We start from the raw sequence: 26025 nt of genomic DNA on the forward strand, positions 1-26025 counted from the left end.
CACCGACCACACCCCAGCCCCGCCGGCGTTTGAGGCGCAGGGGCCCGGGGACTGGTCCCCGGCAACGGCGCCGCACGGCTACGCCTCGAACGGCCGGGCCGGCCAAGGGGCGTCCGCCGGGCGGAGCGAGGACAGGGACGGGTCGGCAGCCAGGGCCGCCGAGAGGGCCAGGGCCCCCGTCACGAGCCCGGGATTGCCCAGCTCGCCCGCCAGGACGCCCCGTACCAGCTCGACCAGCGGCACCCAGGCCAGCTCCATGTCCGCCTCCTCCGAGCCGGACTCCGCGTAGCGTTCGCCGTCCGCGACGCCGACCCCCCGCGCGAGGAAGATCCGGATCGCCTCGTCGGAGCCGCCGGGGGACGCGTAGAAGTCGGCCAGCACCCGCCAGTCCTCGGCCTTGACGTGCGCCTCCTCCTGCAGCTCCCGCTGCGCACCGTGCAGCGGGTTCTCCCCCACGACGTCCAGCAGGCCCGCCGGAAGCTCCCACAGCCGCCGCCGCACCGGGTGGCGGTACTGGCTCAGCACCAGCACCCGTCCTTCGTCGTCCAGGGCGAGCACGCACACCGACCCGGGGTGCACCTGGTAGTCGCGGCGGGCCACGGTCCCGTCCGGCATCCGCACCTCGTCGGAGGCCACCGCCGTCTTCGCGCCCTGGAACGGCCGCTGTGCCGACACCGTCTCCCAGGATTCCGCCGTGTCCTTGATCTCCATGCCCCGAAGCCCTCCACAACGCGCGACAGCCGGGGTACGGATCTCCGTACCCCGGCTGCCAACGTTATGCGGTCGTGCGGCTACTTCGCGGCCTGCTGCCGCTCCACGGCCGCCTTGATCAGGCCGGCGAAGAGCGGGTGCGGGCGCGTGGGGCGCGAGCGCAGCTCCGGGTGGGCCTGGGTGGCCACCAGGTAGGGGTGGACCTCGCGCGGGTACTCGACGTACTCGACGAGCTTGTTGTCCGGGGAGGTGCCCGAGAAGACCAGACCGGCCTTCTTCTCCAGCTCGCCGCGGTAGGCGTTGTTGACCTCGTAGCGGTGGCGGTGGCGCTCGTCCACGTACGCCTGGTCGCCGTAGACCTCGCGCACGATGGAGCCCTCGGCGAGCTTCGCCGGGTACATGCCCAGGCGCATGGTGCCGCCCAGGTCGCCCGCGCCCTCGACGAAGGCGAGCTGCTCCTCCATCGTGGAGATCACCGGGTTCGGGGTGGAGGCGTCGAACTCGGTGGAGTTCGCGTCCTCGATGCCCGCCAGGTTGCGCGCGGCCTCGATGACCACGCACTGCAGGCCCAGGCACAGGCCGAGCAGCGGGATCTTGTTCTCGCGGGCGTAGGTGATCGCGCCGACCTTGCCGTTGACACCACGGTCGCCGAAGCCGCCGGGCACGCAGATCGCGTCCACGTCGCCGAGCACCGAGGCGGCACCCGCCGGGGTCTTGCAGTCGTCGGAGGTGACCCACTTGATCTGGACGCGGGCCTTGTTGGCGAAACCGCCGGCGCGCAGCGCCTCGGTCACCGACAGGTAGGCGTCCGGCAGGTCGATGTACTTGCCGACGAGCGCGACCTTGACCTCGTGGTCGGGGTTGTGGACCCGGTCCAGGAGGTCCTCCCAGACGGTCCAGTTGACGTCGCGGAAGGGCAGGTCGAGCTTGCGCACGACGTACGCGTCCAGGCCCTCGGTGTGCAGCACCTTGGGGATGTCGTAGATCGACTTGGCGTCGATCGCGGCGACCACGGCCTCCTCGTCGACGTCGCACATCAGCGAGATCTTGCGCTTGATGGAGGTCGGGACCTCGCGGTCGGCGCGCAGCACGATCGCGTCGGGCTGGATGCCGATGTTGCGCAGCGCCGCCACCGAGTGCTGGGTCGGCTTGGTCTTCAGCTCGCCGGAGGGCCCGATGTAGGGCAGCAGCGAGATGTGCACGACGAAGACGTTGTCGCGGCCGACCTCGTGGCGGACCTGGCGGACGGTCTCCAGGAACGGAAGCGACTCGATGTCGCCGACGGTGCCGCCGACCTCGGTGATGACGACGTCGACGTCGTCGGTCGCCATGCGGCGGATGCGGTGCTTGATCTCGTTGGTGATGTGCGGGATGACCTGCACGGTGTCACCGAGGTACTCGCCGCGCCGCTCCTTGGCGATGACCTGCGAGTAGACCTGGCCGGTGGTGACGTTGGCCGAGCCGTCGAGGTCGACGTCGAGGAAGCGCTCGTAGTGACCGATGTCCAGGTCGGTCTCGGCGCCGTCGTTGGTGACGAACACCTCACCGTGCTGGAACGGGTTCATCGTGCCGGGGTCGACGTTCAGGTACGGGTCGAGCTTCTGCATCGTGACCCGAAGACCACGCGCCTTCAGCAGCGCACCCAGGCTGGAGGCCGTCAGGCCCTTGCCGAGGGAGGAAGCGACACCCCCGGTGACGAAGATGTGCTTGGTCGTCATGGATTTGGGCGGCATCGCCAAGAGGGGGCTCCCGTGGTCGCGAGGTGAGGTGCGTCCGGCGCCGGCCACCGTCGAACCGGAAGGTCTCAGGGGGCGCCGAAGCTGCGGTTTCGGGGCTCCTGATTCGCACAGGCAGACCACCGGTCCACGGGATACCAGCCTATCAGCGCCCGAGCCGGTCCGCCTCCGGCCACGCGGCGGGGGCGTCCGCCGGGCCGTCCGCCGGGTGTCCGCGGGGCCCGTGACGACGATATCCCTGCCGCTCACCCGTTCGGCCGAACCTCATTGTCCTCAGGCTGACGGGGATCACTAGGGTGCCGTCTTGTCCTGCTCGGATCTCGATCACACCCCTGCCGAGCGGCCCCGCGAACGGCGTAACCCGTCCGGTTCCGGAATCATGGGCTGGACGCGGCGATCCACATCACCGGAGAATCCGCGGCATCGCGCAATGCAAGCGCCCTTCGGGGCGGACGTGGCTGTTCGACTGGAGATGCAACGTGTCCGGGCGCATCGAGGATTACGCACTGATCGGCGACATGCAGACCGCGGCATTGGTCTGCCGGGACGGGGCGGTGGACTGGCTGTGCCTGCCACGCTTCGATTCCCATGCCGTCTTCGCGAGCATTCTCGGCACCGAGGAACACGGGTTCTGGCGGATCGGCCCGGCGTTCCCGGCCGGCGCCGAGGCCCCGCGTGCCACCCGGCGCCGCTACCGCGGTGATTCGCTGGTCCTGGAGTCCGAGTGGGACACCCCGCGCGGCAAGGTCCGCGTGATCGACTTCATGCCGCCCCGCGAGGACCACGCACCGCAGATCATCCGCATCGTGGAGGGTCTCACCGGGCGCGTCCCGATGCGCTCCGCGCTGCGCATGCGCTTCAGCTACGGCCGGGTGGTGCCCTGGGTGCACCGGGTCGACGACCGGACCGTGGCCGTCGCGGGCCCCGACTCGGTCTGGCTGGACACCAAGGCGCAGACGTACGGCAAGGACCTGACCACGTACTCCGACTTCACCGTCGGGCCGGGCGACCGGATGGCCTTCTGCATCAGCTGGCAGCCCTCGCACAAGGAGCCGCCGCAGCCGCCCGAGGCCGAGGAGGCCCTGGATGCCACCACCGAGTTCTGGCGCAACTGGGTCGAGCAGTGCACGTACCACGGCCCCTACCGGGAGGCGGTGATCCGCTCCCTGATCACCCTCAAGGCGCTCACCTACGCCCCCACGGGCGGGATCGTCGCCGCGCCCACCACCTCCCTCCCGGAGGAGATCGGCGGGGTCCGCAACTGGGACTACCGCTACACCTGGCTGCGCGACGCCGCCATCACCCTCTCCTCACTGCTGCGCACCGGTTACCGCGACGAGGCCTCCGCCTGGCGGGACTGGCTGCTGCGGGCGGTGGCCGGCGACCCGGAGAACCTGCAGATCATGTACGGGATCGCGGGCGAGCGGGAGCTCGGCGAGACCGAGCTCGACTGGCTGCCCGGGTACGAGAACTCCCGGCCGGTCCGGGTCGGCAACGGCGCCGCGGGCCAGCTCCAGCTCGACGTGTACGGGGAGGTCACCGAGGCCCTGCACCTGGGCCACATGACCGGCCTGGCGCGCAACGACTACGCCTCGCTGCTCCAGCTCAAGCTGATCCGCTACCTGGAGACCCACTGGGACCAGCCCGACGAGGGCATCTGGGAGGTGCGCGGCCCGCGCCGGCACTTCGTGCACTCGAAGGTGATGGCGTGGGTGGCCGTGGACCGCACGATCAAGCTGATCGAGAGCGGGGACGCGGACGGGCCGCTGGAGCGGTGGCGGGAGCTGCGCGACGAGATCCACCAGGACGTCTGCGAGAAGGGCTACGACAAGGAACGCAACACCTTCACGCAGTCCTACGGGTCCAAGGAGCTGGACGCGTCCCTCCTGCTGATCCCGCAGATGGGCTTCCTGCCGCCGGACGACAAGCGGGTGATCGGCACGATCGAGGCGATCCAGCGCGAGCTGTCGACCCCGGACGGCTTCATCCTGCGCTACCCGACGTCGGGTGAGGAGGCGGGCGTGGACGGTCTGGAGGGCGACGAGGGGGCCTTCCTGGCGTGCTCGTTCTGGATGGCGGACGACCTGGCGATGATCGGCCGGGTCGACGAGGCCCGCCGCCTCTTCGAGAAGCTGCTCGCGCTCCGAAACGACCTGGGTCTGCTGGCGGAGGAATGGGATCCGAGGCTCCAGCGCCAGGTCGGGAACTTCCCCCAGGCCTTCAGTCACGTCCCCCTGATCGACACGGCCCTGCGGCTGACGGCGAGCGGGGCGTACGGAGGCTGACTAACCTGGAGGGGTCGTTTGCCCTTCCGCACCTTCCGCCTCTCCCGGAAGGGGGTAGCCATGGCTCCCCTCTCGAAGGCGGGCACGGCACTTGCCGAGCTCCGCGAGGACCTGTCCGGCGCCGTCCTGGTCCCGGAGGATCCGGGGTACGACGAGGCCCGCATCCTCTACAACGGGATGATCGACCGCAGGCCGGCCGTCATCGCGCAGTGCGAGAGTCCGGTGGACGTGGTGACCGCCGTGCGGTTCGCACGGCGGCTCGACCTGCCGGTAGCGGTGCGCGGCGGCGGCCACAGCGTGGCCGGGATGTCCCTCAACGACGGCGGCGTGGTCGTGGACCTGCGCCGGATGCAGGAGGTGACGGTCCATCCCGGGGCCTCGTCCGTCCGCGTCGAGGGCGGCGCCACGATGAGCCATCTGGACCGGGCGTGTGAGCGGTACGGGCTGGCGACCACCGGCGGCCGCGTCTCCACCACCGGGGTGGGCGGCTTCGTGCTGGGCGGCGGCAGCGGGTGGCTGGACCGCAAGTTCGGCCTGGCGGTGGACAACCTGCTCGCCGTGGACCTGGTGACGGCCGACGGGGAGATGGTGACGGCGACCGCGGAGGACCACCCCGAGCTGTTCTGGGGGCTGCACGGCGGCGGCGGGAACTTCGGCATCGCGACCTCGCTGACCCTGCGGCTGCACGACCTGCCGGTCATGTCCGTCGCGTTCCTGCTGTACCTGCCGGAGCACGGGCCCGAGATGGTCCGTACGTACCGGGACATCATGGAGGACGGGCCGCGCGAGGCCGGCGGCGCCGCCATCTACCTGACCGGCCCGCCCGAGGAGTTCGTCCCGCCGCACCTGGTGGGCGCGCTGCTGGCGGGCGCACTGGTCACCTATGCGGGCCCCGAGGAGGCGCTGCGGGGACTCGTGGCGCCACTGCTGGTGATCCCGCACGAGGCGGAGATGGTGACCGCCATCCCCTACCCGGACCTCCAGTGCATGCTCGACGATCCGCCGGGCATGCGGAACTACTGGTCGGCGGAGTACCTGACCGGGGTGCCCGACGAGTTCGTGGACGTGTTCTGCGCCCGCGCGGACTCCATGCCGGTGCCGAGCGGCACCCAGCACGTGGTGTGGCCCCAGGGCGGCGCGATCGCCGAGGGCCCGGCCGACTACCCGGTGTCCTTCCGCGACGCGCCCTGGGCGGTACACCCGTTCGGCGCCTGGGAGGACCCGGCCGACGACGACCGCTGCCGCCAGTGGGTCAAGGACGTCCGCGCCGACGTCCAGCCGTGGAGCACGGGCGCGGTCTACCTCAACTTCACCGGGGACGAGGGTGGAGACCGGGTGGTGGCCGGTCTCGGCCCCGAGAACATGCGGCGGCTGGGCCGGCTGAAGCGGGAGTACGACCCGGACAACGTCTTCCGCTTCAACCACAACATCACGCCCGCCTGATGCTTACGTCAGGGCGGTGATCACCTCCTTCGCCGCCCGCTCCCCCTCGGTCGCCCCGCCTTCCATGAAGCCCTGGAAGTCGTAGCTGCAGTGCTCTCCGCCGATGTGGATCCGGCCCTGCGCGGTGCCCTCGTACTTGGCGTACTTGTGCAGGTAGCCGGTCGGCCAGTACGAGTACGCGCCGAGCGCGTACGGATTGCGGTGCCAGGCCGACAGTTGCGCCTTGCCGTTCCAGGCCGCCTTGGTGCCGGGGAAGAAGGCGTCGATCCCGGTGAGCATCCGGCCCGCGAGGGCGCGTACGTAGGGGTCGGAGTCGGTGGCGAAGGGGGTCGCCGGGGTGAGGGCGCCGGCCAGGGTGCCGCCGCCGTACTGGAGCAGGATGCCGCCGTTGCCCGGCTGGACCTTGGTGGTGTCCCAGGTCTGCTGGACCTCGCTGTCGGTGAAGCAGTCCCCGGCGGAGACCCCCGGCCAGGGGCCGGTGCCGCGCCAGGGGCGGCTGGTGAACTGCATGTTGAGCTTGGTGCAGTAGCCCATGCGGGCGTCGCGCAGGAGGTTCTTCATCAGCGGGTCGAAGCCGGCGCCGGTGATGTCGATCCGCTGGAGGACCGGCAGCGGCAGGCACAGGATGGTGTGGTCGGCCACGACCGTCCGGGTGGAGCCCGCGTCGTTGAAGGTCAGCGTCTGGGTGCCGTCGGCGGAGACGCGTACGGCCACCAGCTCGCGGCCCATGACCATCGAACCGGCGGGCAGGGCCTGGGCGATGGCGGTCGGCAGCCGGTCGTTGCCGCCGGTGATGTGGTAGCGCTCGTTGGACAGGCCCCAGACGTTGAAGTTGCCCGGGTTGGGCTGGTAGCCCATCAGCAGGACCAGTGCGAGGGCGGACTGCTGGTCGGTGTCGGCCCCGTACTCGACGTTGTACGCCACGTCGATGAAGCGGCCGAGCTGCGAGCCGTGGCCGCCGGGGATCCGGGTCTCGATCCACTGGTGGACGGTCATGTTGTCGAGGGCGGTCCCGGCCGGTGTCGAGGAGTTCCAAGAGACCTCGCCGGCCTCCTGGAGGTCGCGGCGCAGGGCCTGGTAGACGGCGTTGAAGTCCTCGTCGGCGTGCTCGCGCGGGTAGTACGTCCCGTTGAACCAGAGGATTTCCTCCGCCCCGTTGGGGCCGCCGCCGAGGAAGTCCTCGGTGGGGAGGCCGAAGCGGCGGCAGAGCTCCAGGATCTTCTTGTGGCTGGTGTCGATCAGCTCGCCGCCGATCTCGGAGGTCTGCCCGTAGGCCCACAGGGAGCGCTGGGTCCACATCCGGCCGCCGACGCGGCTCGGGTGGGCCTCGTAGAGCGTGAAGGGGACGCCCGCGTCCTTGAGGGTGAGGGCGGCGGTCAGCCCCGAGATGCCGGCGCCGACGATGGCGACGCGGGCGGGGGCCACGGGCTTCTTGTCCGGGGTGGCCTCCACGGCGTGGGCGAGCGCCGGGGCGGCGGCCGAGGCGACGGCGGCGCCGAGCCCGAGCGCGGCGGCGCGGGCCAGGAGCTGGCGGCGGGAGGAGCCGCGGACCTCGGCGACGGGCAGGCCGAGCCGGCGGGCGGCGGCGTGTTCCTCGGCGAGCTGACGGAGCGCGTGCATCAGTGGCGTACGGGCCATGGCGGTGGCTCCTTCTCAGACGTTCGCGGCGGAAGGGGTGGACTCATCCGTGGACTCGTCGGTGGACTCGTCGGTGCGCTCGGCGGCGTCCTCCAGGACGACGCGGCCGATGATCTCGTAGCGCTCGGGGGCCTTGAACTTGAGCCACAGGCCGAGTCCCAGCCCGCCGAAGAAGACGGCCCCGACGATCCACGGGATCAGGGTGAAGAAGAACGAGTCGGCGGCCAGACCGGCCGCCGTCTTCATGTTGACCAGCAGCAGGACGACCACGGCGGCCATGGCGATGCCGCCGATCAGCGGGGCCGTGAAGGTGCGGAACCAGTGCCGGTCCTCGGGGTGGTTCTTGCGGAAGTAGCCGATCACCGCGAAGGAGCACAGGGTCTGGACGATGAGGATCGCCATGGTGCCGAGGATCGCGAGCAGCGTGTACAGGTGGATGTACGGGTCCTGCCCGGTCAGCCAGAACAGCGCGACCAGGCCGGTGGCGATGGCCGTCTGCACCATGGAGGAGATGTACGGGGAGCCGTGCTTGGCGTGCGTACGGCCCAGGCCCGGGTGCAGGAAGCCCTCGCGGCCGATGGCGTAGAGGTAGCGGGCGGCGCACTGGTGGAAGGCCATGCCGCAGGCGAAGGAGCCGGTGAGCAGCAGCCACTGGAAGGCGTCGACGGCCCAGGCGCCGATGAAGGTCTGGGTGGGGGCGAAGAACAGGTCGAGCGGGCTCGCGGAGGCGGAGAGTTCCACGGACTTGGTGAGCCCGTTGCCCGCGATGGTCATCCAGGAGACGTAGATGTAGAAGAGGCCGACGCCGACGACGGAGATCAGGGTGGCCTTGGGGATGACCTTCTTCGGGTTCTTGGACTCCTCCCCGTACATGGCGGTGGACTCGAAGCCGACCCAGGACCAGAAGGCGAAGAAGAGGCCGAGTCCGGCGGAGGCGCCGGTGAAGGCGTTCTTGGGGTTGAGGGGTTCGACCGGGATGCCGTCGGGGCCGCCGCCCGCGATCAGTACGGCGGTGGCGACCGCGAAGAGCACTGCGATCTCGGCGATGAGCATCACGCCCAGGGCCTTGGCCGTGAGGTTGATGTCGAAGTGCGCGAGGGCTGCGGTGATCGCGAGCATGGCGACCGCGTAGACGATCCAGGGCAGGTCGATGCCGAGCTGGTCGTGGACGGTGGTCTTGGTGAAGTAGGAGAAGACGCCGACGATCGAGGCCTCGAAGACGATGTAGGCGAGGACCGCGAGCATGCCGGAGGCCATGCCGGCGATCCGGCCGAGGCCGTGCGAGATGTACCCGTAGAAGGCGCCGGCGGCGGTGATCCGCTTGGCCATGGCGACGTAGCCGACGGCGAAGACGGTCAGGACGGCGGTCGCGAAGAGGTATCCGGCGGGGGCGCCGATGCCGTTTCCGAAGCCGACGGCGATGGGCAGGTTGCCGGTCATCGCGGTGATGGGAGCGGCGGTGGCGACGGCCATGAAGACGACTCCGACCAGGCCCACCGAATTGGCTTTCAGCCGCTGGACCTGGGGTGCGCCGCCGCCGGTGCTGCTATCCGTGCTCATGGCTCCTCGTTCCTGTCGTGAGGGCGCTCACTCTCTCCTTGCGTGACGTACGCCACAATCGGCAGTCAGTCCGATAATCTCCTTACCGGGGCGACGAGTTGTCGGGCCGGACGGGGGTACATGGGCCCCCGTAACCGCTCGGTGATGTGCACGGAACAAGAGCCCCGGTAGCGTCCGCCATATGGACAATCAGGGCGGGATCACGGTTCAGCGGGCACTGGAGCTGCCGGGGCTGCGCGGCGGGCTCCCGGAGGTGGTGGCCTGCGCCGACCGGCTCGGCCGGACCGTGCGCTGGGTGCACGCCGGCGAGGTCCCCAACATCGCCTCCCTGCTCAAGGGCGGCGAACTGCTGCTGACCACCGGCCTCGGCCTCGGCACCCGCCCGGCCGAGCAGCGCGCCTTCGTCCGCCGCCTCGCGGACCGCGGCATCGCCGCCCTGGTCGTCGAACTGGGGCCCCGCTTCACCCGGCTCCCGGCGACCCTGGTGGATACGGCGCGGGCGGTCGGCCTCCCCCTGGTCCAGCTGCACCGGGAGGTCCCCTTCGTGACCGTCACGGAGGAGGTCCACACCGAGATCGTCAACGGGCACTACGCCCTGCTCCAGCGGGCCGAGGAAGTCCACCGGCGCTGCACGGAAGCCCTGCTCGACGGCGGCGGGATCCCCCAAGTCCTCCACATCCTGGCGGACTTCACGGCGAACCCGGTCTTCCTGGAAACCCCCGACGGGCAGTTGCTGTACGCGGCGGGCCCGGTCGCCGGGGAGGCCGCGGCGGACCCGCTCCAGGTCTGGGAAGGCCTACGGGGCCAGCGTGCGGCGGAGCCCTCCGGCAACGCCGTGGTGGTCGACGTCCCGGGCGGCGGCCGCGGCACGGGCTCGGTGCGGGCCCGGCTGGTCCTGCTGGGGGTGTCCGCCCCTCTGCTGCCCGTGCACCGGATGGCGGCGGAACGGACGGCCGGCGTACTGGCCGTCGTGCTGATGCAGGCCCGGCAGGAGGACGAGCTGGCGGCGCGCGGCCGCGGCGATTTCCTCACCGACCTGGCGGAGGGGCGGATCTCGGCGGAGGACGCCCCCGCCCAGGCCCGCGTCCTGGGCTTCAAACCGGGCCCCGGGCCGCTCCTGCCCATCGTCATGCGGCTGTCCTCGGACCTGGCCCCGTCCGGGAACTGGGCGGTCCTGGCCCGGGCCGTCCTGGAGGAACTCGCCTCGGTCGGCGTCCCGGTCCTCCTCGGCGTCCGCCCGGTCGAGGGCCGCGTCCCCCTCCTGGTCTCCCTCCGCTCCGACGCCGAGCGCACGACGGTGGCGGACCGGGTCGCGGCGGCGCTGCGCGCCGGTGTGGAGCGGGCCGGCCTGGACCGTGCGGGGGCCGCGCCCGCGGTGGTCGTCGGCGTCTGCGGAAGCTGGGCGGCGGCCTCGGCGGGCCTGCGCCACGCGGCCGAGACGGCCACCGCCGCGGCCGGGCTGCCGTCCCGGCCCTGGTACGACGCCCGGCGCCTCGACATCGACCTGCTCCTGTGGCGCCTTCGCGAACACCCCGACCTGGCGGCCTTCGTGGACCGCGCGATCGGCGCCCTGCGCGTCCACGACACCCAGTCCCGCCCGCCGCTCCTGCCCACCCTGGAGACGTACCTGGCCCACGCGGGCCGCAAGGCGGAGACCGCGCGCGAGCTCCACCTGAACCGCCAGACCCTGTACAACCGCCTGGCCCGCATCTCGGAGCTCCTGGGCGCGGACCTGGACGACCCGGAAACAGTCCTCTCCCTGAGCCTGGCCCTCCGCGCCCGCCGCCATACCATTCCCACACCTTCTTAACGCGCCGCTCGCACGGCTCGGCCCTTGCGGGCCTCCCCGGCTTCGCCGCGCTGCGCCGGACTCCGTCCGGCGGTGGCCGGTCGGCGTGCCCGCCACCGCCGTGCCGGCGCGGGGCCCGGTGGGCGGGTGCGGCTGGTCCGGCCCTGCGGGGCGAAGTCCCCTACCCGCCCTTCCACCGTTCCCCGGGCGCTGCCCGGACCCGGTCCTCAAACGCCGGACGGGCTGGGAAGGGGTAGCGGGCTGCGCCCGGACCCCCTGGGGCTCCGCCCCAGACCCCGGTCCTCAAACGCCGGACGGCTGAAGTGGCTGCGCCAGGCCGGGGACGGGGGCGGGGTGGGGTGTCGGACTGGACGTAAAGCGTGATTTGTGGCGCAAGCACACCCCACACCCTGTCGGAGTAGAACAGAGGGCGCCTAAATCATGCAGTCCAGGCCGACACCCCACCCCGACCCCGGCACCGGCCCCACCGCAGCCACGGCCACGCCGGCCACAACCCAGCCCCGCCGGCGTTTGAGGCGCAGGGGCCCGGGGACCGGTCCCCGGCAACGGCGCCGCACGACGGACCACCCACCGGACCCGCCAGGGCTACCGTCGGCGCGAGGTCAGTTCGTCGTACACCGACAGGACCTGCGCCACCGTGTCGTCCTCCGACGGCCACGTCGAGGCCTGGGCCCGCCCGGCCACCGCCAGCGCCCCCCGCCGCGCGGGATCGGCCAGCAGCCCGGCCACGGCACCGGCCAGCGCCCCCGCCTCCCCGTAGGGCACCAGCACGCCCGCCGACCCCACCAGCTCCGGCACCCCGCCCACCGCCGTCGCCACCAACGGCACGCCCATCCGCAGAGCCTCCTGCGCGAGCGGCGACCGCGCCTCCCACCGGCTCGGCAGCACCGCGACATCGGCCGCCGCCAGCAGCCGCGCGGCATCCCGCCGTCGCCCGAGCAGCCGTACCGGCAGCCGCTCCGCCTGGATGCGCCGCGCGAGCTCACCCCGCATCGGGCCCTCGCCCGCGATCACCAGCAGCGGCACCGGGTCCAGCGTCCGCCACTCCCGCGCCGCGTCCAGCAGTACGGAGTACCCGCGCCGCGGCACCAGACTCCCGACCGCGATCAGCAACGGCCGCTCGACCGCGCCGAGTTCCGCCCGCACCTTCCCCGGGTCCGGAGCATCCGGAGCACCGGAGGTCCCCGAAGGCACCGCCACCGCCGCCAGCCGCGCGTCCCGCGCCCCCCGCAGCCGGGCCAGGTCCACCTGCGCCGAGGAGGCGCCGAGGACGACCGCCGCGGCCCGCGCAACGTGCCGCTCCAGCAGCAGGCTAAGGCGGCCGCTGCCGGGGCCGCCGCCGTGCCAGCTCACGACCAGCGGGACCCGCCGCCCGCGCAGGGCCAGCGCCGCGCGCATGCCGGCCCGTACGCCGTGCGCGTGCACCACGTCGGCCTCGACGCAGGCGGCCCGCAGCGCGCTCACCGCGTCCGGGGTGAACCGCGCGCCGGCGCCGGTGAAGTCGAACTCCCCCTCCGCCTCGACGGGCGCGCACACGGTGACCCGTACGCCGCGCGCGGCGAGCCCGGTGGCCAGCGACCGCACGTGCGCACCACCGCCGGCGCCGCCGAGGACTTGGACGGTGCGAAGGACGGGGACCTGGACCGGGGAGCTGCTCACGGGCCGAAGCTCCTGGGTGAGGGAGGGAGGAAGGCAGGGACGTCGCCCAGAATGCCAGTCCGCACGCGCGTTCCGGGACCATACGGGTGCGGATCCCGTGTGAGTTACCGCCCGGACCCCCCGATCCTCACCCACACGGGCTAGCCGGGCGTCAGCCTGATGACCCGGATGACCCTGATGGCGGCGAGAAGCAGCCCTACTCCGGGCTCCGGGCCGCCTCGAGCAGCTCCTCCGCGTGCGCCCGCGCCGACGCCGAGTCCTCGTGGCCGGCCAGCATCCGCGACAGCTCGCGGATCCGGGCCTCGCCCTCCAGGACGGTGACGCCGCTGCGGGTCACGGACCCGTCGCTGGTCTTCTCGACCAGCAGCTGCCGGTCCGCGAAGGCCGCCACCTGCGGCAGGTGCGTGACGACCACCACTTGTGCCGACTTGGCCAGCTTCGCGAGCCGCCGCCCGACCTCCACGGCCGCCTTGCCGCCGACGCCCGCGTCGACCTCGTCGAAGAGGTACGTGGGCACGGGGTCGGAGCCCGCGAAGACGACCTCGACGGCGAGCATCACCCGGGACAGCTCGCCGCCCGAGGCACCCTTGGCGATCGGCCGCGGCTGGGCGCCGGGGTGCGGGGCCAGCAGCAGTTCGACCTCGTCGACGCCCGAAGGTCCGTACGCGACGAGCCGGCCGCCGACCTCGACCCCCTCGGGGTCCTCGGTCTGCCGGACGTCGATGGTGACCCGCGCGTGCGGCATCGCCAGGGAAGCCAGCTCCTCGGTGACCGCGGACGCGAAGCGGGTCGCCGCCTCGTTCCGTGCGTCGGTCAACGCCTGGGCCAGTGCGGAGAGTTCCAGCCGCAGCCCGTCACGCTCGGCGGTCAGGTCGTCGATCCGCTCGTCGTCGCCGTCCAGCTCCAGCAGCCGTACGGAACCCCGTTCGGCCCACTCCAGGACGGAGTCCACGCCGTTCTCGCTGGATCCGTACTTCCGGACCAGCTGGGTCAGCGCCGCCCGCCGCTCCTCCACGGCCGCCAGCCGCAGCGGATCGGCGTCCAAGTCGTCCGCGTACCCGGCGAGTTCCCCGGCCACGTCCCCGAGCAGGATGCCCAGTTCCCCGATCCGCTCGGCGAGCGCGGCGAGCGCCGGGTCGTGGGAGCGTACGGATTCCAGTGCGCGGTGCGCCCCGGCGACGAGCGCGCCCGCGTCGACGCCCTCCGGGTCCTCGACGTTGCCGGCGAGGGCCGCGTGCGCGACCTGGGCGGCCGAGGACAGGGATTCGGCGTGCCCGAGGCGCTCCGCCTCCGCCGCCAGCTCGGTGTCCTCGCCCGAGAGCGGTTCCACGGCGGCGATCTCGTCGAGCCCGAAGCGCAGCAGATCGGCCTCCTGGGCGCGTTCCCGGGCCCGGGTGGTGATCTCCTCCAGCTCTCCGGCGACGGCGCGCAGCCTGCGGTGGGCGGCGGCGTACTTCTCCAGCGGGACGGCGACGGCGTCGCCCGCGTACCGGTCGAGGGCCTGGCGCTGCCGGGCGGGCCGGAGCAGTCCCTGCTGGTCGGTCTGGCCGTGGACGGCGACGAGGTCGTCGGCGAGTTCGGCGAGCAGTCCGACGGGCACGGAGCGGCCGCCGACGTGGGCGCGCGAGCGGCCCTCGGCGGAAACGGTCCGGCTGATCAGCAGCGCGCCGTCGTCGAGCTCGGCGCCGGCCTCCTCGGCGCGCAGCGCCGCGGGGGCGTCGGGGCGCATGACGATGCGCCCTTCGACGACCGCCGCCTTGGCCCCGATCCGCACCAGGGCAGGGTCGGCGCGCCCGCCGAGCAACAGCCCGAGGCTGGTGACGACCATGGTCTTGCCCGCGCCGGTCTCGCCGGTCACCGCGGTGAAACCGGGTGACAGCTCGACCACAGCGTCGTCGATGACCCCGAGCGACCGTATCCGCATCTCCTCAAGCACGGGACGACGATACCGAGGTTTCATGGGTGCCATGTGACGTCACCCGCCCGAACCGGCTCGAACAATCATGCTATTTACGTACGCACGGTGCACAGGAGCCCGTCCGGCGCCGCTCCAGCACCCACACCCGCCGCCCCACGGGTCTAGTGCGGGGCTCCGCGCCATCCCGACACCGGCAGCGCGAACTTCGCGACGAGCCGGTCCGTGAACGACGCGTGGTGCAGACGGGCGAGCCGCACCGGCACCGTCCCCCGCCGGACCTCCACGCGGGCCCCGGACGGCAGCTCCACCGTCCGCCGCCCGTCGCACCACAGCACCCCGTGCGGGGTCCCCGTCTGCACCTCCACGGCCAGCACCGAGTCCGGCGAGGTCACCAGCGGCTTCGCGAACAGCGCGTGCGCGCTGATCGGCACCATCAGCAGCGCCTCCACCTCCGGCCAGACCACCGGCCCGCCGGCCGAGAAGGCGTACGCCGTCGAGCCCGTCGGCGTCGCGCAGACGATCCCGTCGCAGCCGAAGCCGGACACCGGGCGTCCGTCGATCTCCAGGACCACCTCCAGCATCCGCTCCGGGGACACCTTCTGGACGGCCGCCTCGTTCAGCGCCCAGTCCCGGTGCACCACGTCCCCGTTGGTCCGCACGATCACGTCGAGGGTCATCCGCTCCTCGACCTCGTAGTCCCGCGTCACGACCCGGTCCACGACCTTGTCCAGGTCGTCCCGCTCCGCCTCCGCGAGGAAGCCGACCCGGCCCAGGTTGACGCCGAGCATCGGCACCCCCGAGCCGCGCGCGAACTCCGCGCCGCGCAGCAGCGTCCCGTCGCCGCCCAGCACGATCAGCAGCTCGCACCCGTCGAGCACCTCCGGGGTGCACTCGGACTCGGCCACCAGCTCCACCTCGGGAGGCAGCGGCAGGTCCACCGCCTCGTGCCGCAGCACCCGTACGCCCAGCCCGCTGCGCAGCAGACCCTGCACCACCAGCTCGGCGCTGCGGATGGCCGCCGGCCGCCCGGTGTGCGCGAGCAGGAAGACCGTCCGCTCCCCCGGCTTCCTTGACTTCCCTGACTTCCCCGGCTGTGCCGGGTCCCCCGAAAGATCACTCACTGCGGCCCCTCCGCCACTGCACGGTCAACATCCGCCGGGTCGAGTGCCGGTGCCCCCGCCCTCAGCCACAGAAAGTACTCGACGTTGCCCGAGGGGCCCGGAAGTGGGCTCGCGGTCACCCCGAGCACGCCCAGGCCCAGCTTCCACGCCTGCGCCGCGACGTCCCGCACGGCCTCGGCGCGCAGCTCCGTACTGCGCACCACGCCACCGCTGCCGAGCCGGTCCTTGCCGACCTCGAACTGCGGCTTCACCATCAGCACCAGATCCGCGTCGGGCGCGCAGCAGCGTACGAGCGCGGGCAGCACCAGCCCGATGGAGATGAAGGACAGATCACCGACGACCAGGTCCACGGGCACCCCGTCGATCAGCTCCACCGTCAGCTCGCGCACGTTGGTGCGGTCCTTCACGGTGACCCGGTCGTCGCTCTGCAGGGACCAGGCGAGCTGCCCGTAGCCGACGTCGACGGCCATCACGTGGTCCACCCCGGCGCGCAGCAGCACGTCGGTGAACCCACCGGTCGAGGCGCCCGCGTCCAGCGCCCGGCGGCCCTCGACGCGCAGCCCCTGGGGCTGGAAGGCCGCGAGCGCCCCCGCCAGCTTGTGTCCGCCCCGGGAGACGTAGTCGGGGTCGCTGTCGTCCTTGAGGACGACGAGGGCCGCGCTGGTCTCGACCTGGGTGGCCGGCTTCGTCGCCGTGTTGCCGCCCACGGTCACCCGGCCGGCGGCGATCAGCTGCGCGGCGTGCTCGCGCGAGCGGGCCATGCTGCGGCGTACCAGTTCGGCGTCCAGGCGGCGGCGTGCCACTCCTGCCACGATCGGTTCAGCTCCTGTTTTCGTGCGGACGGGGGCCTTCGGTCGCGTCCAGCGCGGTCAGCGCGGAGCGCAGCCCCCTGTGCACATCCTCGTACACCTCGACGTGTCCGTCCGCCGGGAGGTGGTCCACGTCCGCCAGCCGCTCCAGCGCGGCGTCCGCTCCGGCGTGCCCGGTGGGGGTGCGTACGACGCCCAGCGCGGCCGGCCCGGCGGGCGCGGCCGGGGCTTCGTCCGGTTCCTGGGCCGCGGCGGGCACTTCTTCGCTCATGCCCCCGACGCTACCGCGTAGGCCGCCCGCGACCGCGCACGGCTCTGCGGTACGGTCGGGACCACGATGGCTACGACCGAGGAGTGCCGTGCGGCACTCGACCAACTCTCCGACAACCTGGCGCGGGCCGAAGGCGACGTGCGCGGTGCGACCGCGCTCGACCGCTCGCTGAGCTGCCACATCACCGACCTGGACCGGACCTTCACGGGCCGCCTCGACGAAGGCCGGATCCGCGTGGACGCGGTGGCCCCCGGCCCGCCGTCCGCCAAGGCCGAGATCCGGCTCGCGATGGCCGGCGACGATCTGCTCGCCCTGGTCGCGGGCGACCTGAAGTTCCCCAAGGCCTGGGCCTCGGGCCGCATCCGCCTGGAAGCAGGCTTCCGCGACCTCCTCCGCCTCAAGAGCCTGCTCTAAGACTTGATCCGTTATTCCTCTGGGGATGACGGATTGCAGCCGGGGCGGTTCCTGGGCTGTCCGGCGTGGTCGCCCGGGGGCGGCTCATCCGGGGTCGCTCAGGGCGCTGGTCCGGCATTCGGGGAGCAGAGGCACAGCTCAGAGACGCTGTACTGCCGCGTGATCCGTACCGGCAAGCCAGCGACGGACACGATGCGGTTGACTCCCACAGGGCGTCTTCTCGCCCTATCCCATACGGGACTTGGCCATCGTACCGGAATTGCGGAACACCTCTCAGCTGAATCCAGCACGGCCGGCGCCTGAGCCCCGGGAAGCGGCGCCGCACTCGCCCTACCCCGCGCGAGCAACCACTCGCGCCGCTGGAATCACCAGCGGCGTCCCCGTCTCCGGGTCGGAAATGACTTGACACCGCAGCCCGAACACCCGCTCCACCAGCTCCGCCGTGACCACCTCGGCCGGCGGCCCCTCCGCCACGACCTTGCCTTCCCGCATCGCGATCAGGTGGGTGGCGTAGCGCGCCGCGTGGTTCAGATCGTGCAGCACCGCGACCAGCGTCCGCCCCTGCTCCTCGTGGAGCTCCGCGCAGAGGTTCAGCACCTCGATCTGGTGCTGGATGTCCAGGTAGGTCGTCGGCTCGTCCAGCAGCAGCAGCGGCGTCTGCTGCGCCAGCGCCATCGCGATCCACACCCGCTGGCGCTGCCCGCCCGAGAGCTCGTCCACCGCCCGGTCCGCGAGCTCGGCGACCCCGGTGGAGGCCATCGACTCCTCCACGATCCGCTCGTCCTCGCCCGACCACTGCCGCAGCAGCCCCTGGTGCGGATAGCGGCCCCGGGAGACCAGGTCCGACACCGTGATCCCGTCCGGGGCGATCGAGGACTGCGGCAGCAGCCCGAGCGTCTTGGCCACCTTCTTCGCCGGCATCGACCCGATCGCCTGACCGTCCAGCAGCACCCGCCCCACCGTCGGCTTCAGCATCCGCGACAGGGCGCGCAGCAGGGTGGACTTGCCGCAGGCGTTGGGGCCGACGATCACGGTGAAGGAGTGGTCGGGGATCTCCACCGACAGGTTCTCGGCGATGACCCGCTGGTCGTAGCCGAGGGTCACGTTCTCCGCGGTCAGCCGCTGCACTTGCCTGCTCCTCTGGTTGCTCATGCCCCTCTGGCCCTGCTTGTTCCTCATATGCGGCCCGCCTTGCGCTCGGTGACGAGCAGCCAGAGCAGGTAGCAGCCGCCGACCAGGCCGGTGACCACCCCCACCGGCAACTGGTCGGCGCCGAAGGCCCGCTGCGAGGCCCAGTCGGACACCAGCAGCAGGAGGGCGCCCATCAGCGCGCCGGTCAGCAGGCATGCCCCGGGCGAGCGGGTCAGCCGGCGCGCGAGCTGCGGCGCGGCCAGCGCGACGAAGCTGATCGGCCCGGCCGCGGCGCTGGCCGCGGTGGTGAGCAGGATGGCCGCCACCATCAGCAGCAGCCGGCTCCGCTCCACCCGCACCCCGACGGCGTACGCCGCGTCGTCGCCCATCTCGATCATCCGCAGGGCCCGGCTCTGGCCGAGAACCAGCGGGAACAGCACCGCGCAGGTCGCGAGCAGCGGCCATACCTGCGCCCAGTCCCGGCCGGCCAGCGAGCCGGTCAGCCAGACCATCGCGCGGGTGGCCTCGACGAGCTGTGCCTTCGTCAGCAGGTACTGGATGACGGCGACCAGCATCGCGGAGGCGCCGATGCCGACGAGGACCAGCCGGTAGCCGTGGACGCCCTGCTTGTACGCGAGCAGGTACACGGCGATTCCCGCCACCAGCCCGCCCACGAGGGCCCCGACGGCCACCTCGCCGGCGCCGCCGTGGAACAGCACGATGACCAGCAGCGCGCCGACGGCCGATCCGTAGCCGAAGCCGAGCACGTCCGGCGAGCCGAGCGGGTTGCGCGAGACGGACTGGAAGACGGCTCCGGCCATCCCGAGGGCGGCGCCCACCAGGACACCGACCAGGACCCGCGGCAGCCGCAGGTCGTTGACGATGAACTCGTGCGCGGGCGTGCCGTTGCCCAGCAGGGTCTGTACGACGTCCCAGGGGGCGATGTCGAAGTCGCCGGTGCCGATGAGCAGGACGGCCACCGCCAGCGTGAGCACCAGGAGCAGCACCCCCACGCCCAGCGCGCGCCGCTCCACCCGCAGCGATATCCCGCCGGGCAGGTGCACCGGCCGGGGCCCGGTCCGGCCCCCGCGCGCCTTGACGGGTGCGTCGGTCACTGTCACAGCTGGGCCATCCTCTTGCGCCGGACGAGGTAGATGAAGACGGGTCCGCCGATGAGAGCGGTGACGATGCCGACCTGGAGTTCGGCGGGCCGGGTGACGACCCGGCCGATGACGTCGGCGCCGAGCAGCAGGACGGGTGAGAGCACCGCCGAGTATGCGAGCACCCAGCGCATGTCCGGGCCGGTGAAGAACCGTACGAGGTGCGGGATCATCAGGCCGACGAAGACGATCGGTCCGCAGGCGGCGGTCGCGGCCCCGCACAGCAGGGTGATGGCGATCATCGCGCCGATCCGGGTCCGCGTCAGGTGTGCGCCGAGCGCCCGCGCGGTGTCGTCGCCCATGGCCATGGCGTTGAGCGGCCGGCCCAGGCTGAGCGCGAGGACGGCGCCGACCAGCAGGAAGGGCGCCACTTGCCGGACGGTCTCCATGTTCGCGGAGGCCAGCGAGCCCACGGTCCAGAAGCGGAGCTTGTCCAGCGCCTTGCTGTCCATCAGCTGCACGGCGTTGATGTACCCGACGAGGGCCGCGGTGGCCGCCGTACCGGCGAGGGCCAGACGCACGGGCGTGGCGCTGCGGCTGCCGCCGAGCACGTACACGACCACGGAGACGACGGCGGCGCCGAGGAAGGCCCACCACACGAACTCGCGCAGCGAGGACGCCCCGAAGAAGCTGATGGCCGTGACGACGGCGGCCGCGGCCCCCGCGTTGACACCGAGGATGCCCGGCTCGGCCAGCGGGTTGCGGGTCAGGGCCTGCATCACGGCGCCGGAGAGTCCGAGGCCGAGGCCGACGAGCACGCCGAGGAGGGTGCGCGGGACCCGCAGGTCCCGCACGACGACGTCGGAGGCCGTCCCCGAGTAGTGGAACAGGCCGTGCCAGACCTCGTGGAGGGGCATCTGCTTGGCGCCGACGGCGATGCTCGCCACCACGATCAGCGCGAGCACGCCGAAGGCGGCGAGCAGACCGGCGGCTCGCGCGCCGTGGCGCGGGCGGGTGGCGGCGGCGGCCGGAGCCGCGCTCGGTTCGGGGGGACTCTCGACCAACACGAAAGTTAGGCTAACCTACCTTCCGCCCTGCCCGGCTCCCCCGAACGGCCCTCCCGCCGGGTCCTCGGACCCGGCCCCCACCGGCCCTGACCTGCCAGGACCCGGCGACACACCCATCGGCGGCCCGGCTCCGCCGGCGCGTGCGGCCGGTAGAGATCACAGCCCCTTACAGCCTTTACAGCCCTTACAGCCCTTACAGCCCCAGCCTGGCCAGTGCCTTGCCCGCGTCCAGCCCGCACGAGCCGTCGCCCGCCTCGGTCCAGGCCGCCGCGCACAGCGCCCGCAGCCCGTCGATGTCACCACTCGCACCACTCGCACCACTCGCACCGCTCGCACCGTCGGCGCCGACCGGTCCGCCGTCCTCACCGCGCAGCTCCAGTACGCCGTCCACCGCCACCGCCGTCCAGCTCCCGCAGCGGAACCCGCCCCCGTCGGCCGCCACCACCTCCGGCTGCCCGGTCAGCAGCCCGCGCAGGTCCCGGTCCACGTACGTCGGCCGGTACTTCGGCTCGGCCCGCAGCAGCTGCGCCCCGTCCGTCACCCCGGTCAGCACGAGCAGCGAGTCCACGTCCCCGTTGAAGGCGCCCTCGATGTCGGTGTCCAGCCGGTCCCCGACCACCAGCGGCCGCTTCGCCCCGGTCCGCAGCACGGTCTCGCGGTGCATCGGGGGCAGCGGCTTGCCCGCCACCTGGGGTTCGGCGCCCGTGGCGATCCGTACGACCTCCACGGCGGACCCGTTGCCCGGCGCGATCCCGCGCGCCCCCGGAATCGTCAGGTCGGTGTTCGAGGCGTACCACGGCACCCCGCGGTTGATCGCGTACGAGGCCTCCGCGAACCGCCCCCACGGCAGATCGGGTCCCCCGTACCCCTGGACCACGGCGGCGAGCCCCTCCTCCTCGGCGGAGTCCACCGGCACCAGCCCGCGTTCGCGCAGCGCGACCCGCAGCCCCTCGCCGCCGATCACCAGCACCTTCGAGCCGGGCGCCACCTGCTCGGCGATGAGACGGGCCACCGCCTGCGCGGAGGTGATCACCTCGCCGGCCTCCGTCGGGATGCCCAGCTCGCTCAGGTGCCCGGCGACCGCGTCCGGGGTGCGCAGCGCGTTGTTCGTCACGTACGCCAGGTGCATCCCGTCGGCCCGCGCCGCGGCGAGCGAGTCCACGGCGTGCGCGATGGCCTCCCCGCCCGCGTACACCACCCCGTCGAGGTCCAGCAGAGCCGTGTCGTACGCCTGGTGCAGACTCCGCTCACTGCCCGCGGGAAGGGTCCTGCTCTGCCGGGTCATGGTGTCTGCTCCTCCTGGGGCCCCTCACAGCGGTGGCTGGGGGGAGATCGATCTTGTCCGGTTTCCGTACTCCCCCCGATCATCCCGCATGCCGAGACGGGTCTTACGATTCACCAATGACCACATCTGGCACCGCGGACCACGGACTGCGCCTGATCCCGTTCCACGGCCTGCGCTACGTCCCCGAGCGCGTCGGCAGTCTGGCCGCCGTGACCTCGCCGCCGTACGACGTGGTCGTGCGCCCCGACGGACTCAACCACCTCGAGTCCGCCGACCCCCACAACATCGTCCGCCTGATCCTCCCGCAGGCCGACACCCCCGCCGCCCGCAACCAGCAGGCCGCGCGCACGCTGCGCGCCTGGCTGGCGGAGGGCATCCTCAGCGCCGACCCGGTGCCCGCGCTCTACGTCTACGAGCAGCGCCGGGGCGAGCTGCTCCAGCGCGGGGTCATCGGAGCCCTGGCCCTCTCCACGGCCGACGAGGGGATCGTCCTCCCCCACGAGGACGTCATGCCCCACGTGGTCACCGACCGCGCCGGCCTGATGCGCGCCACTTCGGCCAACCTCGAACCGCTCCTCCTCACCTACCTCGGCGAGGATCCGGCGGACGGTGCGGCAGCGGTCGTCGAACGCACCGCCCACTCCACCCCCCTCTTCTCCACCACCACGGAGGACGGCTTCCAGCACCGGCTGTGGGCCGTCACGAACCCCGCCGACCTGGCGGCGATCACCGCCGACCTGGGCGACCGCCAGGCCCTCATCGCCGACGGCCACCACCGCTGGGCGACGTACTTGCGCCTCCAGGAGGAGCACGGCTCCCCCACCCCCTGGGACTTCGGCCTGGTCCTCCTCGTCGACACCGCCCGCTACCCGCTCCAGGTCCGCGCGATCCACCGGCTGCTCCGGCGCCTGTCCCCCGCCGACGCCCTGGCCGCCCTCGACGGCCGCTTCCGGGTCCGCACCGTCGACGGCCCGCTGCCGGCAGCCATGGCGGCCCTGGCCGAGGCCGCGGAGCTCGGCAACGCCTTCCTGCTCACCGGCGACGGCACCTTCCACCTGGTCACCGACCCCGAGCCGGCCCTGATCGAGCGCACGGTCCGCGGCGACCGCCCCGAGGCCTGGCGCCGACTGGACGCCACGGTCCTGCACGCGACCCTGCTGGACACCCTCTGGGCCGTTCCCGACGCCCCCGACGAGATCTCGTACATCCACGACACCGAGGCCACCGTCGAGATGGCGGAGCGCCTCGGCGGCACGGCCGTCCTGCTGCACCCCGTACGCGAGTCGGTCGTACGGGACCTGGCCCGCCAGGGCGTGACGATGCCCCGCAAGTCCACCTCCTTCGGCCCGAAACCGGCCACCGGCCTGGTCCTGCGCAGCGTGGACTGACGGACCCGGACCAACAAAAAAAGGGCGGTACCCCCATCGGGGGTACCGCCCTTTCTCAGCTCACTCAGCCCTCGTCGCGGACTCCGCCGTCACGACGGTCGTCGTCCTCGTCCTCGTCCTCGTCGAGAACGACGATCTCGTCGGTGACATCGACGTCACCATCGGCGTCGACGTCGGCGTCGCCTTCGTACTCGTCGTCGTCCTCGTCGTAGTACTCGGCCTGGTCGGAGGCACGCTCGGCCGCCGCGACCTCCGGGTCGTCGTCGTCCTCGTCCTCGTCGTCGAACTCGTCCTCGACCTCGACATCCGCATCGTCCGAGTCGTCCGAGTCGTCGGCGGAGGCGTCGACGAACTCGACACCGTCCAGCTCGGCGAGACGGTCGGAGGCGTCCGTGGCCCCGTCCTTGTCGGCCTCAAGGGTCTTGGCGAACCACTCGCGCGCCTCGTCCTCACGGCCGGCCGCCAGCAGGGCGTCGGCGTAGGCGTACCGCAGGCGCGCGGTCCACGGCTGCACGGAGCTGGAGGCCAGCTCCGGGCTCTGCAGGGTCACGATGGCGGCGTCGAGCTGGTCCATGTCCCGGCGGGCACCGGCCGCGACCAGGCGCATCTCCACCTGTCCGGCCTTGTCCAGCTTCTGCACCTCGGGCTCGCCGGCCATGGCCAGCGCCCGCTCCGGACGGCCGAGGCCGCGCTCGCAGTCGGCGATGACGGGCCACAGTTCGACCGAACCGGTCATCCGCTTGGCGGCGCGGAACTCCGCGATCGCCTCGGCGTACTTCTGGTTGGCGTACGCGGCGAAGCCGGCGGCCTCGCGCACGGCGGCGACACGGGAGGCCAGACGCAGGGCGATGCGCGAGTACGCGTACGCCTGCTCGGGGTCCTCGTCGATCAGCCGGGCCACCATGACCAGGTTCTTGGAGACTTCCTCGGCCAGCCCCTTGGGCAGGCTCAGCAGCTCCTGGCGAACGTCGGAGTCGATCTCGAAACCGGTGACGTCGTCGTCGATCGGAAGCCGCTTGACCGGGTCCCGGTCCGCACGGAAGTCACGGTCGCCACCCCGGTCGTCACGCCCGCGGAACCCACCCCGGTCGCCACCCCGGTCATCGCGACGCGGGTACGAGGGACGGTCGCCACCACGGTCGTCACGACCGCCGCGGAAGCCACCACGGTCATCGTCCCGACGCGGGTAGGACGGACGGTCGCCACCGGAGGGACGGTCGTCACGACGCGGGTACGAGGGACGGTCGCCACCACGGTCATCGCGACCGCCGCGGAAGCCACCACGGTCGTCATCACGACGCGGGTAGGACGGACGGTCGCCACCGGAGGGACGGTCGTCCCGACGCGGGTACGACGGACGGTCACCGCGGTCGTTACCGCGGAAGCCACCACGGTCGTCGTCGCGACGCGGGTACGAGGGACGGTCGCCACCGGAGGGGCGGTCATCGCGACGCGGGTACGACGGACGGTCGCCGCGGTCGTTGCCGCGGAAGCCACCGCCGGAGGGACGGTCGCCACCACGGTCATCGCGACGCGGGAAGGAGGGACGGTCGCCGCCACGGTCGTCACGACCGCCGCGGAAGCCACCACGGTCGTCGTCCCGACGCGGGTACGACGGACGGTCGCCACCGGAGGGACGGTCGTCCCGACGCGGGTACGACGGACGGTCGCCGCGGTCGTTGCCGCGGAAACCGCCACCGGAGGGACGGTCGTCACGGCGGGGGTACGACGGACGGTCGCCACCGGAGGGGCGGTCGTCGCGACGGGGGTACGACGGACGGTCGCCACCCCGGTCATCGCGACGCGGGAAGGAGGGACGGTCGCCGCCACGGTCATCGCGACCGCCGCGGAAGCCACCACGGTCGTCATCACGGCGGGGGTACGACGGACGGTCGCCACCGGAGGGACGGTCGTCCCGACGCGGGTACGACGGACGGTCGCCGCGGTCGTTACCGCGGAAGCCACCACCGGAGGGACGGTCACCCCGGTCGTTTCCACGGAAGCCGCCGCCGGAGGGACGGTCGCCACCCCGGTCATCGCGACGCGGGAAGGAGGGACGGTCGCCGCCACGGTCGTCACGACCGCCGCGGAAGCCACCGCGGTCGTCATCGCGACGCGGGTAGGACTGACGGTCGCCACCGGAGGGACGGTCGTCACGGCGGAAGCCACCACCGGAGGGACGGTCACCCCGGTCGTTGCCACGGAAACCGCCACCGGAGGGACGGTCCCCACCACGGTCATCGCGACGCGGGTACGACGGACGGTCGCCGCCGCCGGCCGGACGGCCGCCACGGTCGTCACGGCGGAAGCCACCGCCGGAGGGACGGTCGCCACCACGGTCATCGCGACGGAACGGCGGACGGTCGCCGCCACGGTCGTCACGGCCCCCGCGGTAGCCGCCCCTGTCACCGCCGTCGTTGCGCCGAGGCTCGCGCTCCGGACGATCGTCGGGAGAGTTGGACATGGGTGTGACTCCTGTCTTCGGGGTACCGCTAGTCATTCTCGCGCAACCAACCCATGGCCGCGCTTCGGCGTAAAGATCTGGAAAACAAAAAAGACCCCTGGTCCAGCGTTGAACGCTGGACCAGGGGTCCTTTGAAAAATTGTTCGGCGGCGTCCTACTCTCCCACAGGGTCCCCCCTGCAGTACCATCGGCGCTGAAAGGCTTAGCTTCCGGGT

The 26025-nt window shown here is 72.4% G+C and carries 19 protein-coding genes, 1 rRNA gene and 1 pseudogene; 5 read left to right on the forward strand and 16 right to left on the reverse strand.

Annotated features, from left to right (window positions below; translation table 11 throughout):
• Window positions 1–78 precede the first annotated feature (78 nt).
• Both MTF69_RS41815 and MTF69_RS41820 read right to left on the reverse strand, forming a co-directional pair.
• Window positions 79–711, reverse strand: a complete 633-nt coding sequence (locus MTF69_RS41815; protein ID WP_243342065.1) for an NUDIX domain-containing protein — start codon at window positions 709–711, stop codon at window positions 79–81.
• 80 nt (window positions 712–791) lie between these two features.
• Window positions 792–2444 (reverse strand): CTP synthase, encoded by a 1653-nt coding sequence (locus MTF69_RS41820; RefSeq protein WP_243342066.1) that lies wholly within the window; start codon window positions 2442–2444, stop codon window positions 792–794.
• A gap of 482 nt (window positions 2445–2926) precedes the next feature.
• Here MTF69_RS41820 and MTF69_RS41825 point away from each other — a divergent pair, with 482 nt between their 5' ends.
• Window positions 2927–4732: a glycoside hydrolase family 15 protein gene (locus MTF69_RS41825; RefSeq protein WP_243342067.1), complete on the forward strand. Its 1806-nt coding sequence runs from the start codon at window positions 2927–2929 to the stop codon at window positions 4730–4732.
• 60 nt (window positions 4733–4792) lie between these two features.
• A complete protein-coding gene (locus MTF69_RS41830; protein WP_243342068.1) occupies window positions 4793–6175 on the forward strand; it encodes an FAD-binding oxidoreductase in 1383 nt (460 codons plus the stop codon).
• A gap of 3 nt (window positions 6176–6178) precedes the next feature.
• Here the strand turns inward: MTF69_RS41830 and MTF69_RS41835 are convergent, their stop codons facing one another.
• Complete coding sequence (locus MTF69_RS41835; protein ID WP_279346903.1) at window positions 6179–7813, reverse strand: NAD(P)/FAD-dependent oxidoreductase; 1635 nt, start codon at window positions 7811–7813, stop codon at window positions 6179–6181.
• A gap of 15 nt (window positions 7814–7828) precedes the next feature.
• Window positions 7829–9373, reverse strand: coding sequence for an APC family permease (locus MTF69_RS41840; RefSeq protein WP_243342069.1), 1545 nt, complete (start codon window positions 9371–9373; stop codon window positions 7829–7831).
• Between the two features lie 181 nt (window positions 9374–9554).
• On the opposite strand from MTF69_RS41840, the gene MTF69_RS41845 reads away from it, so the two are divergent.
• Window positions 9555–11183, forward strand: coding sequence for a PucR family transcriptional regulator (locus MTF69_RS41845; RefSeq protein ID WP_243342070.1), 1629 nt, complete (start codon window positions 9555–9557; stop codon window positions 11181–11183).
• Window positions 11184–11768: 585 nt separating this feature from the next.
• Here the strand turns inward: MTF69_RS41845 and MTF69_RS41850 are convergent.
• The 5 genes from MTF69_RS41850 to MTF69_RS41870 form a co-directional block, all read right to left on the reverse strand.
• Window positions 11769–12842: a glycosyltransferase family 4 protein gene (locus tag MTF69_RS41850; RefSeq protein WP_243342071.1), complete on the reverse strand. Its 1074-nt coding sequence runs from the start codon at window positions 12840–12842 to the stop codon at window positions 11769–11771.
• Between the two features lie 196 nt (window positions 12843–13038).
• Window positions 13039–14766: a DNA repair protein RecN gene (recN, locus tag MTF69_RS41855; protein ID WP_243342080.1), complete on the reverse strand. Its 1728-nt coding sequence runs from the start codon at window positions 14764–14766 to the stop codon at window positions 13039–13041.
• Between the two features lie 155 nt (window positions 14767–14921).
• Complete coding sequence (locus MTF69_RS41860) at window positions 14922–15881, reverse strand: NAD kinase (protein ID WP_308401524.1); 960 nt, start codon at window positions 15879–15881, stop codon at window positions 14922–14924.
• Complete coding sequence (locus MTF69_RS41865; RefSeq protein WP_243342072.1) at window positions 15878–16693, reverse strand: TlyA family RNA methyltransferase; 816 nt, start codon at window positions 16691–16693, stop codon at window positions 15878–15880. Before MTF69_RS41865 ends, MTF69_RS41860 begins: the two co-directional genes overlap by 4 nt.
• Window positions 16694–16700: 7 nt before the next feature.
• Complete coding sequence (locus MTF69_RS41870) at window positions 16701–16961, reverse strand: hypothetical protein (protein WP_243342073.1); 261 nt, start codon at window positions 16959–16961, stop codon at window positions 16701–16703.
• A gap of 66 nt (window positions 16962–17027) precedes the next feature.
• Here MTF69_RS41870 and MTF69_RS41875 point away from each other — a divergent pair, with 66 nt between their 5' ends.
• Window positions 17028–17375, forward strand: a complete 348-nt coding sequence (locus tag MTF69_RS41875; protein ID WP_243342074.1) for an SCP2 sterol-binding domain-containing protein — start codon at window positions 17028–17030, stop codon at window positions 17373–17375.
• A gap of 330 nt (window positions 17376–17705) precedes the next feature.
• Here the strand turns inward: MTF69_RS41875 and MTF69_RS41880 are convergent, their stop codons facing one another.
• The 4 genes from MTF69_RS41880 to MTF69_RS41895 form a co-directional block, all read right to left on the reverse strand.
• Window positions 17706–18554: an ABC transporter ATP-binding protein gene (locus MTF69_RS41880; RefSeq protein ID WP_243342075.1), complete on the reverse strand. Its 849-nt coding sequence runs from the start codon at window positions 18552–18554 to the stop codon at window positions 17706–17708.
• The gene (locus MTF69_RS41885) at window positions 18551–19627 is read right to left on the reverse strand and encodes a FecCD family ABC transporter permease (protein WP_374325741.1); all 1077 of its coding nucleotides are present in this window, start codon (window positions 19625–19627) and stop codon (window positions 18551–18553) included. Before MTF69_RS41885 ends, MTF69_RS41880 begins: the two co-directional genes overlap by 4 nt.
• A complete protein-coding gene (locus MTF69_RS41890) occupies window positions 19624–20673 on the reverse strand; it encodes an iron ABC transporter permease (RefSeq protein WP_243342076.1) in 1050 nt (349 codons plus the stop codon). The genes MTF69_RS41885 and MTF69_RS41890 overlap by 4 nt, the downstream gene beginning before the upstream one ends.
• A gap of 193 nt (window positions 20674–20866) precedes the next feature.
• Entirely contained in the window at window positions 20867–21958 is a 1092-nt protein-coding gene (locus tag MTF69_RS41895; RefSeq protein WP_243342077.1) for an HAD-IIA family hydrolase, read from the reverse strand.
• Between the two features lie 116 nt (window positions 21959–22074).
• On the opposite strand from MTF69_RS41895, the gene MTF69_RS41900 reads away from it, so the two are divergent.
• On the forward strand, window positions 22075–23346 hold the full coding sequence (locus tag MTF69_RS41900; protein ID WP_243342078.1) for a DUF1015 family protein: 1272 nt from the start codon (window positions 22075–22077) through the stop codon (window positions 23344–23346).
• A gap of 64 nt (window positions 23347–23410) precedes the next feature.
• Here MTF69_RS41900 and MTF69_RS41905 read toward each other — a convergent pair whose 3' ends face one another.
• The 3 genes and pseudogenes from MTF69_RS41905 to rrf form a co-directional block, all read right to left on the reverse strand.
• A complete protein-coding gene (locus tag MTF69_RS41905; protein WP_243342083.1) occupies window positions 23411–24298 on the reverse strand; it encodes a tetratricopeptide repeat protein in 888 nt (295 codons plus the stop codon).
• 258 nt (window positions 24299–24556) lie between these two features.
• Window positions 24557–25726 (reverse strand): annotated as a pseudogene (locus tag MTF69_RS44005) (hypothetical protein); the annotation flags it as partial.
• Between the two features lie 225 nt (window positions 25727–25951).
• Window positions 25952–26025, reverse strand: a 5S ribosomal RNA gene (gene rrf, locus MTF69_RS41915); the annotation flags it as partial.

It is taken from the genome of Streptomyces sp. AP-93 (assembly GCF_022808175.1).
Classification (GTDB): Bacteria; Actinomycetota; Actinomycetes; order Streptomycetales; family Streptomycetaceae; genus Streptomyces.